This window comes from uncultured Cedecea sp. (assembly GCF_947498825.1).
Taxonomy (GTDB): domain Bacteria; phylum Pseudomonadota; class Gammaproteobacteria; order Enterobacterales; family Enterobacteriaceae; genus JGM124.
Genome location: NZ_CANMLV010000007.1, coordinates 45,959 through 58,552, shown reverse-complemented (window position 1 = coordinate 58,552; position 12,594 = coordinate 45,959). Strand labels below are relative to the sequence as shown.

Annotated in this window: 14 protein-coding genes; 9 read left to right on the top strand and 5 right to left on the bottom strand. The window is 44.0% G+C overall.

The window, feature by feature from the left end; translation table 11 throughout:
• Positions 1-27 precede the first annotated feature (27 nt).
• The gene (locus Q1A40_RS09950; RefSeq protein WP_299999713.1) at positions 28-630 is read right to left on the bottom strand and encodes a TetR/AcrR family transcriptional regulator; all 603 of its coding nucleotides are present in this window, start codon (positions 628-630) and stop codon (positions 28-30) included.
• A gap of 144 nt (positions 631-774) precedes the next feature.
• On the opposite strand from Q1A40_RS09950, the gene Q1A40_RS09945 reads away from it, so the two are divergent.
• A complete protein-coding gene (locus Q1A40_RS09945) occupies positions 775-1,182 on the top strand; it encodes a RidA family protein (protein ID WP_299999711.1) in 408 nt (135 codons plus the stop codon).
• A 402-nt stretch (positions 1,183-1,584) separates the two neighbouring features.
• Here the strand turns inward: Q1A40_RS09945 and dsbG are convergent, their stop codons facing one another.
• A complete protein-coding gene (gene dsbG / locus Q1A40_RS09940; RefSeq protein ID WP_299999709.1) occupies positions 1,585-2,352 on the bottom strand; it encodes a thiol:disulfide interchange protein DsbG in 768 nt (255 codons plus the stop codon).
• A 272-nt stretch (positions 2,353-2,624) separates the two neighbouring features.
• On the opposite strand from dsbG, the gene Q1A40_RS09935 reads away from it, so the two are divergent.
• The gene (locus Q1A40_RS09935; protein ID WP_299999707.1) at positions 2,625-4,094 is read left to right on the top strand and encodes a PhoPQ-activated protein PqaA family protein; all 1,470 of its coding nucleotides are present in this window, start codon (positions 2,625-2,627) and stop codon (positions 4,092-4,094) included.
• A gap of 101 nt (positions 4,095-4,195) precedes the next feature.
• On the opposite strand, the gene Q1A40_RS09930 is transcribed toward Q1A40_RS09935, so the two are convergent.
• On the bottom strand, positions 4,196-4,732 hold the full coding sequence (locus Q1A40_RS09930) for an isochorismatase family protein (RefSeq protein ID WP_299999705.1): 537 nt from the start codon (positions 4,730-4,732) through the stop codon (positions 4,196-4,198).
• A 216-nt stretch (positions 4,733-4,948) separates the two neighbouring features.
• Between Q1A40_RS09930 and Q1A40_RS09925 the strand changes: the two genes are divergently transcribed.
• The 6 genes from Q1A40_RS09925 (at position 4,949) to Q1A40_RS09900 (ending at position 9,334) form a co-directional block, all read left to right on the top strand.
• Entirely contained in the window at positions 4,949-5,323 is a 375-nt protein-coding gene (locus tag Q1A40_RS09925) for a VOC family protein (RefSeq protein ID WP_299999703.1), read from the top strand.
• A gap of 431 nt (positions 5,324-5,754) precedes the next feature.
• Positions 5,755-6,174 carry a CSS-motif domain-containing protein gene (locus tag Q1A40_RS09920; RefSeq protein ID WP_299999701.1) on the top strand — a complete coding sequence of 140 codons (420 nt, stop codon included), beginning with the start codon at positions 5,755-5,757 and terminating at the stop codon, positions 6,172-6,174.
• A 17-nt stretch (positions 6,175-6,191) separates the two neighbouring features.
• Positions 6,192-6,818 carry an EAL domain-containing protein gene (locus Q1A40_RS09915; RefSeq protein ID WP_299999700.1) on the top strand — a complete coding sequence of 209 codons (627 nt, stop codon included), beginning with the start codon at positions 6,192-6,194 and terminating at the stop codon, positions 6,816-6,818.
• Positions 6,812-7,270, top strand: coding sequence for an EAL domain-containing protein (locus Q1A40_RS09910; protein ID WP_367275741.1), 459 nt, complete (start codon positions 6,812-6,814; stop codon positions 7,268-7,270). Before Q1A40_RS09915 ends, Q1A40_RS09910 begins: the two co-directional genes overlap by 7 nt.
• A gap of 109 nt (positions 7,271-7,379) precedes the next feature.
• On the top strand, positions 7,380-8,171 hold the full coding sequence (locus tag Q1A40_RS09905; RefSeq protein WP_299999698.1) for a PhzF family phenazine biosynthesis protein: 792 nt from the start codon (positions 7,380-7,382) through the stop codon (positions 8,169-8,171).
• A gap of 413 nt (positions 8,172-8,584) precedes the next feature.
• Entirely contained in the window at positions 8,585-9,334 is a 750-nt protein-coding gene (locus Q1A40_RS09900; protein WP_299999697.1) for a DUF6156 family protein, read from the top strand.
• Between the two features lie 291 nt (positions 9,335-9,625).
• Here Q1A40_RS09900 and Q1A40_RS09895 read toward each other — a convergent pair whose 3' ends face one another.
• Positions 9,626-10,099, bottom strand: coding sequence for a DMT family transporter (locus tag Q1A40_RS09895; RefSeq protein ID WP_299999696.1), 474 nt, complete (start codon positions 10,097-10,099; stop codon positions 9,626-9,628).
• Positions 10,100-10,113: 14 nt separating this feature from the next.
• Entirely contained in the window at positions 10,114-11,508 is a 1,395-nt protein-coding gene (locus Q1A40_RS09890) for an amidohydrolase family protein (protein WP_299999695.1), read from the bottom strand.
• Positions 11,509-11,650: 142 nt separating this feature from the next.
• Between Q1A40_RS09890 and Q1A40_RS09885 the strand changes: the two genes are divergently transcribed.
• Positions 11,651-12,538: a LysR family transcriptional regulator gene (locus tag Q1A40_RS09885; RefSeq protein ID WP_299999694.1), complete on the top strand. Its 888-nt coding sequence runs from the start codon at positions 11,651-11,653 to the stop codon at positions 12,536-12,538.
• The last annotated feature ends 56 nt before the right edge of the window (positions 12,539-12,594 follow it).

The following is a 12,594-nucleotide window of genomic DNA, read 5'->3' as shown; positions in this document are numbered from 1 at the left end:
ACAGTAGCGGATGATATAAACATCTCATCATAGTTTATTGGAACTATTCCGTAAGCCGCCTGCCAGTTGAATAAACACTTCAATCATTTTTGGCAGTGCCCGCTGCGGATCGTCGCTCGCAGCAATCCAAAGAGCGGAATTCAACGCGGAACTGTTTAACAAATGTGCAGCCGCATCCGCGTCAACCGATTTAAGTACGCCGCGTTCGATCAAATTTATAACGGTCTGTCGGGTGGATTTGAGGCAATTATTTTGGCTAGGCCATTGTGTTGGATCCCCAAGGAAGGCCGGACCATCGAGCAGAACAATGCGGCTTACTTCTGTGTCTAGTGCCATTTTAATATAGGCAATCCCTTCAGCCAGCAGCTTTTCCCAGTCATCACTGGCATTCGCAGCGGCGGCTTTGGCTCGTTGTGCCATTTCACCATCTACTTGAGCAACAACCGCGGCAAGCAGCCCCTTTTTATCACCAAAGTTGTGGTATAGCGCCCCGCGAGTCAGGCCAACGCTGGTGGTTAATTCATCCATAGATACAGCAGCAAAACCTCTTTCGGCAAAGGACTTCCGCGCAGCCGTGATCAATTTGGCTCGGTTCTCTTCCATCGTTTCGGCACGGCGTTTGGTGGCCATACGCTCTCCTTTTTGATATACGAGACGTATGTTATTTGACATACGTCTCGTATGTGTGATTAATTTAATATACGCCGCGTATATTAAATCAATTTCGCATATCACGCATCCCGCATCACACATTGACTTAAGAAAGGTAATTCCATGATCCAGAGTGAGCCTATTTTTCCTGCTAACCGCCATGCTCTCTATGAAGAGCACGGTTATTCTGCCGCGATCCGTTCTGGCGATATGTTGTTCGTTTCCGGCCAAGTTGGCAGCCGCGCCGACGGTACGCCGGAGCCTGATTTTGCCGCGCAGGTACAACTTGCATTTGATAACCTGGCAGCAACGCTTGCAGCAGCGGGTTGCACGTTTGACGACCTGCTTGATGTCACCACCTTTCATACGGATCCGGAGAATCAGTTTCCGACAATTATGCAGGTGAAACAGTCGATTTTCCCGCAGCCCCCTTATCCGAACTGGACAGCCGTTGGAGTTACCTGGCTTGCGGGATTCGATTTTGAAATTAAAGTCATTGCCCGAATTCCAGCATCCACCTCCGCAGGTTGAAAGGTCTTGATGTTAATGCCTCATCAACGGGTGAGGCCGCCATCATGAAAAGCGTTGTTTCAGCACCGACATAACATCCAACATACGCTTCCGACACGATGTAGTCCGACATGGGCCGAAGTTTTTCAAGATTTTTATGCTAAATTTAAACGTCCCCCTTGCTCAGCTGATACGTTATATGAGGGGGTATTGCGCCTGATCCGCTCGTTGAGTTTTATAATGCTGTAAGTCTCCGCTATGCCGTTCCGGTTAGTGGGTGTGTTCTTATTAACGCTCACGTATCATTATTTCAATAGTTACAACATACATAATATATTCTACAAAATCCCACTTTAGCACTCTGCTCGCTGTCTTTGGTCTGGCAAAACAAGCGGGGGAGCAGTCTCCCTCCGCATCAGTATCTTACTGATTTTCCCCCATAATAATTTTCAGGGTTTCTTCATCAGGTTTACCTTGGTGCTGCTGCAATCGTCCCTCAGCATTAAGGTAATAAATCGCAGGTGTTGCATTTCCGCCTAAATCGTCCATCAGTGAGAGATTATTTTTAAGTGCCTCACCGACTTCAGGTGTGATTTTCTCTGGTTTTGTTAAGGCCAATTTGCCTTTACTGTTCTCATAATCAGCCAATGTTTTAGCCGGATCTTCAGTCATCATAATTGCAGCCGCTTTCTGACCGCTATCAGGGCGTAACATGCCAACCAGTAATATTCTGAGCTGAACTTTTCCGGATGTAAGCCATGGCTGAGCCTGATCCCAAAACTCAGTACAATAAGGACAGTAGGGGTCAGCAAACACATAGACAATACGTGGGGCGTCTTTACTGCCGGCTGCTATCCAGCGATGCTGGCCCAGGGTATTCCACATCTCTTTAGCCATCGGTGCGTAGATAAACTTTTCGACTTGTTCATCGCTCAGATTATTGCCCTTTGCATCAACCATATTTCCCATAATGGCGTGTTGCTTATCTGGAGTCAGGTAAACGGTCGTACCTTGACCCTGGAATTGCATCGCATAACCCGGTAAACCGCCGGGAGCGGTAAACTCACCTTTTAACTCAAACCCTTGTTTTTCAAGTGCTGTAATCGGGGCGGGAAGAGGGGCTGAAGCGGCCAGAACACTTAGTGGAATGAGAAGATTAAGGGAAAGTACAGTCTGGATTATTTTATTCATTAAAGAGTCCTTGCAAATAGCGAGCTGCGCGCGAGATTTGTCGCATAAACGCTGACTATCCTACCGATTTAGACTGACAATTTCAGTAAAGATTACCGATTGTATGCATGAAGAGTCCCAATAAGGCTCAATTAAGGGATTGTTTTTTGATAGAAATGGTATTGTCATTAATTCATCATCAGGCGGAGTCTTATCATATCGTAAATAAAAAGCGGCGTTTATAGCTGTCTTTTATTTTATTATTTATTAAATATCAGACAGGATATATTTAAGTGAAAATTAAAATGCCAAATATTTTAATGCTACTCATCTTGCCCTGTAGTCAGGCTTTTTCTTCGGAAGGTAAGCATGAAAGCGTCGAACTGAACCAGGTTATTTCTCAATACCGGAAGTCGCTTGCCGATGTTCCTGTTGATTATTCTTTACTGGAAAAAAAAACGTTTCCCGGGGGCATATTACAAAAATATAAACTCAATTCACAGTCATGGACTTTACAAGGTACTGTCTCTCCTGAAAGCTGGCTGCATGAAGTCGATATTTATATCCCAGACGCCGCTCTCGATAAAAATGCACTGGTTGTCATTAACAATGGAAGCAATAACGACGGCCATGGTAATTCTGTCGCACCGACTAATTTCACTCAGGATATGCTTCGCCAGATAGCCACTACCAGCAAGACTATCGTGATATCAGTCAGTAACGTTCCAAATCAGGCGTTAATTTATCAGGGAGCAGCCGAACCTCTTGCTGAAGATAACAGCGTGGCCTGGTCATGGAAGCTCTTCATTAATGATATGAAGAAGTATCAGAATGCATCGCTTCATATTCCTATGGCCGCTGCCGTATCTCAAACATTACGGCTGGCTAAAATAGAGCTGGCGTCACAGAATATCACTCAATTTATCGTTACCGGTGCATCTAAACGTGGCTGGGCCGCCTGGCTAACTGCATTATCAGATCCTGACGTTGTCGCGATTGTTCCTTTTGCTATAGATTTGCTCAGTACCCAAAAGTCTATCAAACATATGTATCACTCATATGGAAAAAACTGGCCTGTTGCATTTTATCCTTACTACCAACAAGAAATAGATAAGCATATCGATACGGATGCGTTTTCCAGTCTGATGGAGATAGAAGATCCTTTAACCTATCTCTCCAGTGACATGCATGATCGACTTAATATTGAAAAATATATTATCAATGCCAGTGGCGATGACTTTTATGTTCCGGATAATAGCCATTTTTATTACGATAAATTACCCGGTCCAAAATCGTTGCGTGTTGTGAAGAATTCCACTCACAACGGAATTCTTTCTGTCACTGTACCCTCGTTGGTAACTTTTATTAATCGTTATCAGAAACAAAAGAAATTACCTGAAATTAGTGAAACAGTCGTCAGTGATGACAAGAGGAACAAAAAACTGAAAGTCCATTTTTCAGAGCAACCAACGCAAATTCTACAGTGGACGGCACATAATCCAGTAGCCAGAGATTTTCGTTTTGCCTGTGACATTAAATATTATTCAAAGCCAGTCACGCTTCCGGCTGACAATAAAGAAGTCATTATACCGCTGACCAAGCCCGGGAACGGCTGGCAGGCAACTTATCTTGAGGCCACCTTTAATGATGGCTATGTCGCTACCTCGCAAGTTTATATTCTTCCTGATGAGTACCCTAAAATTTCACCGCCAGCGAAAGGAGCGGCCTGTCAAACGATTCCAGGACGAGGCCTTAAACCTTAACAGCGGTAAAATGGCAATATTACGCGGGGATTACCTGAATCTCACATAAGTGCAGAGATATTTTCTGCCGCAAACAGATCCCCAGGCAATATTATTTATCTTTAATCTACAACTTCAGCGGTTGTTAACACCCGAGCAAAATCAGCCTCGAGCAAAGCCATAGTGACATGATGGATCTCTTCGGCTCCTGGCTGATGGCTTTGCAAACCGAAACTGATAACCGCATCTTTTATTACGATCATATTTAATCCCAAATCAGCGCCGGTTCTGACGGTTGAATTAACACAAAACCCTGCTACGGCACCCATTACGACAACCTCAGATAAGCATCTGTCTTCAAGATAAGAAAGCAGGGGAGTTGAATTAAATGAAGAGGATGTATGTTTAATGAAGACCGGTTCATTTGCTAATGCGTCAAAAAACTCAATCGGTAAACTTAAAGGGGAGTCCTGATGCAAGGCTGAATCAATCTCAGGCGTCTGGTGACGAATATGAATTACCGGCAGCCCCGCAGCTCTGAATGTCGCAACGACAGCTATCATGTTCGCAATGGCATTTTCCGGATAGAATGGAACACCTTGCTGGATCCTCTCAGTAACATACTTTTGCATATCAATGATCAATAATACTTTTGACATTTTTTCCCCATTACACAGTGAAGGAGTCGCGCTATCCAGAGTAATCCTTGGCGTATTCTAGGTGATGGCGTCACTTACAGCCAGATATGATTTACAATCCCACTAACGTTCAGCTAAGCTACAGCTCAGTCTGGCACCGCCCGGAACCTGTCTGGAAGTAACATCGTTAAGCACCGCCTGATACTGTGTCTGTCTTCCTGTTACGAGGTTGAACTCATGCAACATACTATTAAATTTGGTCGTATAGCCGCTGTCTTGCCGGTCAAAAATATCAGTCTTGCACAGCATTTCTATATCAATGATTTGGGCTTCGAGAAAGTTTTTGAGAATGGTAATCCGGTAGGCTTTATGATTTTAAAACAGGGAGCCTGTGAATTACATTTAACCTTACAGCCTGGATATAAAGCGGCTCATTTTCCTGTCATACATCTGCTGGTTGATGACGCTAATGCTTTATTTACGCTTTGCCAGCAAGCCGGAGCGAGGATCATTCGGGGACTGGAAGATAAAGAATATGGCATTCGTGCGTTTATTTTTGCCGATCCGGATGGTAACCGCATTGATGTTGGTCAGATACTTAAACCAGTATAGAGAGTACATGAAAATACCAACAGCACTGTCATGAAAGTTTCTGATACGCTGACATGACTCTCTGCGCAGCGTATCAGTGAAAAGGGCAGCTGTCATGGTTCTGGAGAGGACTGACCAAACGTAAGCAATCTTGGTTATAACATATATAATCGTAAATAATAATTTTACCTGAAAATACGATATTCAGTGTGCTTGCCTGCTATATCTAAAAACTAATTGCTTATGAAACAATATCCTGTATTTTTATTTCTCACTCATAACTAAATAATGGCTCATTCAAATTCAATAAAATAATTTTTTGCCTTTATTTATAGATGGCAGCATACGTTTTTATTCTTGACATAAGCAGAACTGTGCAATCACAATGCCGCGAACATCAGAAAATATAAAAAATGCGTTATATCGCATTCAATGTAATTTGAGAATTTTAAATGAATTTTTTCAAAGGGATAACTCGCTCTCTGTTTTTTCTGTCGGTATTAATGATACTGGGTATCATTATTTCGCTTTCGACAGCTCAATACCTTTGGATAAATAGCAATCATTCTCAGATTAAATCCTATTCCAAAGATCTTTTAAAACGTGCTGTTTATGTTTCTGAAAATCTGAGCGGGGCGTTAAACAGCATGAGCACCAGTAGTGGTGACAAATGTTCAAGTAAAGATATTAATGAATTAAAGTACATTGTTTTTACGCATAATTTCCTTAAAGATGCAGATATTATAAAAGATAATAAAATACTCTGTTCAGCACTTTGGGGGGATATTCCTGAATCTTATAAATTCACAGGTGAAAATAGAGTAACAAAAAATAATATTACTATCTGGAAAAAATGCCCGGCTATGGAATAAAGGGTTCCTCTATTGATATGAATAGTAAAAATAATATATTTGTAGTCGCGACCCCCCATGCTTTTCTGGCGTTTGAAAATAGCACTAATGGTATTAAATCCAGAGTCACATCGTTAGATGGAAAGATGGTATTACGTTCCTTTGGCGATAAGTTATTACCTGATGACGATTTAACATCTATGAGTTACAGAGTTTGTTCAGAGGAATATGAAATTTGCGTTCACTCTCAAATTCACGATTCTTTATTTTCAACTGCACATTACCATTTGTTATTTATTATCATTCTTTGCGGCTCAGTGCTTGGATATTCAGTCTGGTATGTCATCAAACAGCAACAATCAAATAATAATTTAATTGAGTCAAAACTGCTGAAGGCAGTAAACTCGGGCTTAATCAGTATAGAATATCAACCTATCGTTAATATGCAGACGTATAAACTACATGGTGTTGAGGCTCTTGCAAGATGGCATGATAAGCACATGGGAGATATTCCACCTATTGTGTTCATTAAAAAAATTGAAGAAATGGGGATCAGTAATAAATTTAGCAAATATATTGTTTCCAAGGCTATGCGTGAATGTAGTGACTTTCTCGCGAGCAATCCTGACTGTTACTTAAGCTTAAATATTGACTGTGAATTTTAACTTTCGATAACTCAATATCCTTTCTGATAGATACCGCCAAGAAAAACAATATCCATCCTCAGCAGATTGCATTTGAAATACTTGAAAATTCCACGATTGATTTTAAAACACTTAACGACAAGTTGAATATGTTAAGAACGCTTAACTTTATGATTTTTATTGATGACTTCGGTACTGGATATTCAAGTCTGGCTTACTTAAGTGCGCTCAGCTTTGACAAAATTAAAATAGACCGAACTTTTACTCATGCCGCAGGAACCCATTCTCCCACGGAAAAAGTGCTAGAGAAAATAAATGAAATTGCCAGTACAATGAGCGTACGCGTTATTTTTGAAGGCTTAGAAAGCGAGACACAAAGACAAGCTATTTTAGCATTTAATCCCAAGGCGCTAGCACAAGGCTGGCTCATCAGCAAAGCCGTCCCCATTGACCAGATTAAGACCCAGTATTAAAGCTCTTCTGCTTAATCTGAAATATGCCAGCAGAAAACAATTCGAGATCAGCTTCCAACACGTCATAGTAGAGTCTGATTTTATCCAACTATGATAAGAGAATTGTGCTATGCAACAAATTGATTTTTACATGGTAGATGCTTTTACTTCCCATACTTTTGGTGGCAATGCAGCAGCAGTATGTCCACTCACTGAATGGCTGCCTGATGAAACATTATTAAAGATGTCACAGCAGCATAACCAGTCAGAAACGGCATTTTTTGTCACGACTGATAAGGGTTTTGAACTCCGTTGGTTTACGACTCAGCATGAAATCAATTTATGTGGCCATGCCACACTTGCAGCAGCACATGTCATCTTTGAATATCTTGATTACCCGCACACAACCATTCATTTCGATACCCGATTTGTTGGCCCGCTGACGGTAACACGCAGCGGAGACTGGCTGACACTTGATTTCCCTGCATGGTCTACTGAGCCCGTCACGCCACCGGATTTATTGCTGGAAACATTAGGTATCACAGAATATAAAGAAGTGCGAGTTGCCCGTGATTATATGGTTGTACTTGAGAACCAGCAGCAAGTAGAAGCCGTTCGTCCGAATATCAATGCCATGATCCCACTGAATAAAATGGTTTGTATTACAGCACCAGGAGATGGCGAGTATGATTTTGTCAGCCGCTTTTTCTGCCCGGGAGAATCAGTGCCTGAAGATCCGGTTACCGGTTCCGCACATAGTATGCTTATTCCTTACTGGGCCGAACAGTTAGATAAAACTCAGATGCTTGCGCGCCAGGTTTCTGAGCGTGGCGGTGATTTACGCTGCAAACTGGTTGGTGACCGTGTCGCTATTGGCGGGCAGGCGACAACTTATTTGATCGGTAAAATTTTATTGCGATAAACTATTTAGTAATAACGCTTAACACAGGGATGTGTTTCGATTATCCGGACTGATTTATTTTTAATAATAGATAGCGGCTGGAGTCTGCCTCATAAAACCGATGTTCTATTTCAAATATACTCACCAGAAGAATAGGGAAGTGATACGATATTTAGCCAGGTTTTTATCCTCATACGAGTAGTGAGATGCACCAATTTATTTATCAGTAGCCTGCCAGTTAAACACCTTATCCATTCGCCTTTTACATCGATAATCGTAACGGTTATGTGAGTTATTTCCATTGCTTTGCCACTTGATATTAATAATTCAGCATCTAATTTAACAGTAACCTTTTTATCAGAAATTGTAAGTTGATTAAACTATAATGTCTGCTTACTCTAATAAAATCCGTAACCAAGGAAGGCTCGATATTCATGAATAAGAATGCAAAATATAGCAAGGTCGATGATATCATCGTGTTAAGACTGCTTCCCTTAACCAACATTTTTAGCGAAGATAGAGATATCTATGGCCATTCATGGATTGAGTTAGGAGAAAATGAGAGTTACGGATGGTGGCCTAACTGGCCCGCCGGTTGCCACGTACTCAAAGGCATGTTACTCGGAGTACCTGGAGATTTAAACGGGCAAAGTATATTATGCGGCACTTCTAAAATAGATCCCCATCATCATGACAGAAGTAAAGGAGTGGTAATATTCGATTTATATCGTAACGATTACAGAACATCCGAAGAAATAAAAAAAGAAATACGAAATTACGTTAAGTGCCACGAAGGAAAATGGCAATGGCCATTAGGTTTATGTTGTCATTCATTTCAACGTAAAATGCTAAAAGACTTAAATCTTAAAATAAAAAAAAGACAATCAGAAAAAACTTTTGACAAGACGGATATATCGCAGGGCCGAAAAACGGAAAAAGTCAGTTACTATGCGAGCTTTACAGGATTTTATCACCCAGTAAGATTGCTTGAAGAAGTAGCATACTCACAAACTTTCTCGATGAGTAGTTATATTAAAGCTACTTTTGATGCAAACAACAAATTAGTGGTTATAGAAAAATTTATCGGAAATATTTCGTTTTTTAAATACGAATACGTATGGTCAGGAAAAAATAAAATAACAGAAGTACATCTCTCCCAAAAGGATCGCGTATTTAATATGTAAAAACGGTTGTTGTCGATGATGCTCCCAGGCCGCCTTTCTGAAAGGCGATCATAAGTAGAGTAGGGAAGAACTGTCCCGTTAATCCTGGGATCTTTTCGCCTATCTTTAATGTGAGCAACTCACTTGCTTCAATGTCAGTCCAGTAAAAACTGCGAGTTCTTTCACACCAGAGTGGACAATCCCCCAGCATATTCCTGACATCAGATGCGATTGAAAACATGTTAATCCTCCTATAAATTGCGTTGACCAGACTTACCCACATCTGCGCGGGAACAAACGTGGGTAAAGGCTTTACTGCAGAAAACGTGCAGAGAGCCGATCGCCGAAAAGCATGATGGCGAGACCGGCCAGCATGACCAGTATTCCTCCCAGTCTCAGTAACGAGACTGGTCTCCTTATCGCACCCAGCAGGCCAAAATGATCGATCACCTGTGAGGAAAGTAGCTGTCCGACAATTGCCAGTCCGAGCAGGGCCGAAAAACCGATTTTTGGTGCGAGCACAACATAGCTGAATAATGCGCAGGCACCAATCAGTCCGCCTGCCAGGCTCCACAAAGGCTGCGAAGGAATAGCTGCAAGGGAGGTGAGTAAACCTCCACGCAGTAGCGAGTAAATTCCGAGGCTGAACGCCCCGAACGTAAAGGAAAACAACGCGGCGGTGACCGGATCCCCTCCGAGCCCTTTTGCAAGCTGGCTGTTCAGTGTCGTCTGGAGGGTAATACCCAGACCTGCTGCAAAAGCTATCACGTAATAAATTGCGATCATGCTATTCGCCTCTGTCAGTTTGCCTGAACCAGCGGCAGAAATTTTTCCGCAAAGATGTCTGGTTCATACCCTGCAGCCGCAAAAAGGTGTTCGCGTGATTCATCAATGGCTGCACGAAGGCGCTCGTTGTCTACACCCAACACTGTGCCGTTCTGCTTGACGATGCGCCCACCGATCAGCACGGTATCGATGTTGCTGCGTTCAGCAGCATGCACCACCGTACCAAACGCATTTCCGTTGGGATAGAGGTTGAGGTCTGCCGCGTTAATCAGGATCAGATCAGCCTGTTTGCCCGGCGTCAGGCTTCCTGTTTTGTCCTGCAGTCCGGCACAAACCGCGCCATCAACGGTTGCTGATTTAAGCAGCTGCGCAGCAGGAAGAGTGGTCAGTGAATGCGCTGAATTACAGCAGTGCTTATGCATACCCATCACACGCTGCAGATAGAACGCGACGCGCATTTCCATAAACATGTCGGTGCTGTAAGACGTTTCATTATCCACGCTCAGGCCAGGATTGATGCCATGACGCTGCGCGGCTTCAATGGCAAACATTCCGCTTTCGATACCGTAGTGTGAATCTGAGCGAGGGCAGACATTTACCCGGACACCTGCTTCGCGCAGGATTTCCCAGCCTTCATCAGGCAGTGCCGCACAGTGGTTGAAGATATTGTCCGGGCCGAGCAGACCCTGCTGATGCAGTGACTCAAGCTCGGAGGCCATCTCAGCGCCAAAGAACTCTGTCACAATAGGCAGACCCAGCCTGCGCGCTTCTGCCCATAATTCTGGCTCCAGCTGAGCCATAACCCCTAAAGTCACAAGGCCTTCAGGGTTATCCCTGAAATACTTTTCCTGCAGACGCTGCCAGTTACCTGGCCAGTGTGCTTTATCCCATTCACCGGCCACCGGTGCGCCGGAAGCGTGGATAGCTCGAATGCCGGAGTCAAGCAGGGCCTCAACGGCGGCATCGGCGTGCGCTGCGGTACGGCTGTTGTGCGAGTTATCAATCATCGTGGTGATGCCCGCGTCAATCGCGCCTAGTGCCGTCAGAAGATTACCGACGTAGATATCTTTCGGGCGGTAATATCTGGCGAACGAAAAGTGCGTGGCGTTGCTGTAGTCGTCCAGACAGGTGGCGTTGGGATTGATGCGGCGCAGTTGACCTTCCCAGGCGTGACGATGAGAATCAACCATCCCCGGCATGGCAATCATATTTTTGGCATCAATGACATGAGCGCCTGGCGCGTCAAGGTTCTGGCCCACGGCGGTAATAATTGAGCCGTTGATGAGAATGTCACCGTGCTCAATGTTACCAACGCTATCGTCCATACTCAGTATGGTTGCGCCGCGAATCAGTGTTACCGGCGAATTTTCCATCTGATTCTTAACAATATTTCTGTTGTAATTGGTCATTGTAATCGTCTCTTTCAGTTTAAGAAGGAAAACGATACGCCTCCCGATTAAGATGAAAAAGATGACTAACGCGTTTTCATAATTCAGAATTAACGAATAATGATGGTTAACAACGCTACATGATATTCAGGGGAGCAGTCAGGTGGATCGTATTCAAGCTATGCAGGTTTTTTTAAGGGTGGCTGAGGCCGGAAGCTTTGTCCGAGCAGCAGAAACACTGTCTCTGCCTTCCTCTACTGTTACCAGCACCATCAAAAACCTGGAGAAATACCTGCAGGTGCGTCTGCTCAACCGAACCACAAGACGGGTCAGTCTTACTCCTGAAGGCCTGCAATACCTGTCGCAATGCAGAGAAATTCTGGCCTTAATTGAACATACTGAAGCCAGTCTGGCTGATTCGAACAGGCTTCCCCGGGGCCGTTTACGCGTTGATATGCCCGGCGGTATAGCCCATTTCATCGTTATGCCAAAACTGAAGGAATTCTACAGCCGGTATCCTGATATTTACCTGATGATTGGTGTCAGCGACCGGCAGGTCGATCTGGTTCAGGAGGGGGTGGATTGCGTGATCAGAACCGGAGAGTTGCTTAGCTCTACACTTGTTGCCCGTCCGCTTGGGCAGTTTCGCTGGATCACCTGTGCCTCTCCCGATTATCTCAGGAAATACGGTATTCCGCAGTCACCTCAAGATTTATCTCATCACCGGGCTGTTCATTATTTTTCAGGGCAAAGCCGACGTACAGGTGAATTGAGCTTTGTGCAGGGAACAGAAACGCTGTCCGTATCCGTCAGCGGGTCGGCAGCCGTCAACGAAACGGGACTCTACATAAAAATGTGCCTCGAGGGATTCGGGCTGGCACAGCTTGCTGAAAACGTTGTAGCAGAACACCTGCAGAAAGGAACGCTGGTTGAAGTTTTGGCCGACTGGCAGCCGTCGTCTGTTCCTGTCACATTGCTTTACCCCCATCAGCGTTTTCTTTCACCCGCCGTTCGCGCATTTGCAGACTGGATAGATGAAACCGTTAACTGATACCTTTCGGCCGGTGCAGGCGAAGTCTGTGTCTGGCGTATGGGGGCATCCCGGAG

Bases quoted from the DNA above. Each gene is read 5' to 3' on its own strand.
- Q1A40_RS09950 (WP_299999713.1), bottom strand. From the start codon at position 630: ATGGCCACCAAACGCCGTGCCGAAACGATGGAAGAGAACCGAGCCAAA.
- Q1A40_RS09945 (WP_299999711.1), top strand. From the start codon at position 775: ATGATCCAGAGTGAGCCTATTTTTCCTGCTAACCGCCATGCTCTCTAT.
- dsbG (WP_299999709.1), bottom strand. From the start codon at position 2,352: ATGAATAAAATAATCCAGACTGTACTTTCCCTTAATCTTCTCATTCCA.
- Q1A40_RS09930 (WP_299999705.1), bottom strand. From the start codon at position 4,732: ATGTCAAAAGTATTATTGATCATTGATATGCAAAAGTATGTTACTGAG.
- Q1A40_RS09925 (WP_299999703.1), top strand. From the start codon at position 4,949: ATGCAACATACTATTAAATTTGGTCGTATAGCCGCTGTCTTGCCGGTC.
- Q1A40_RS09920 (WP_299999701.1), top strand. From the start codon at position 5,755: ATGAATTTTTTCAAAGGGATAACTCGCTCTCTGTTTTTTCTGTCGGTA.
- Q1A40_RS09915 (WP_299999700.1), top strand. From the start codon at position 6,192: ATGAATAGTAAAAATAATATATTTGTAGTCGCGACCCCCCATGCTTTT.
- Q1A40_RS09905 (WP_299999698.1), top strand. From the start codon at position 7,380: ATGCAACAAATTGATTTTTACATGGTAGATGCTTTTACTTCCCATACT.
- Q1A40_RS09900 (WP_299999697.1), top strand. From the start codon at position 8,585: ATGAATAAGAATGCAAAATATAGCAAGGTCGATGATATCATCGTGTTA.
- Q1A40_RS09895 (WP_299999696.1), bottom strand. From the start codon at position 10,099: ATGATCGCAATTTATTACGTGATAGCTTTTGCAGCAGGTCTGGGTATT.
- Q1A40_RS09890 (WP_299999695.1), bottom strand. From the start codon at position 11,508: ATGACCAATTACAACAGAAATATTGTTAAGAATCAGATGGAAAATTCG.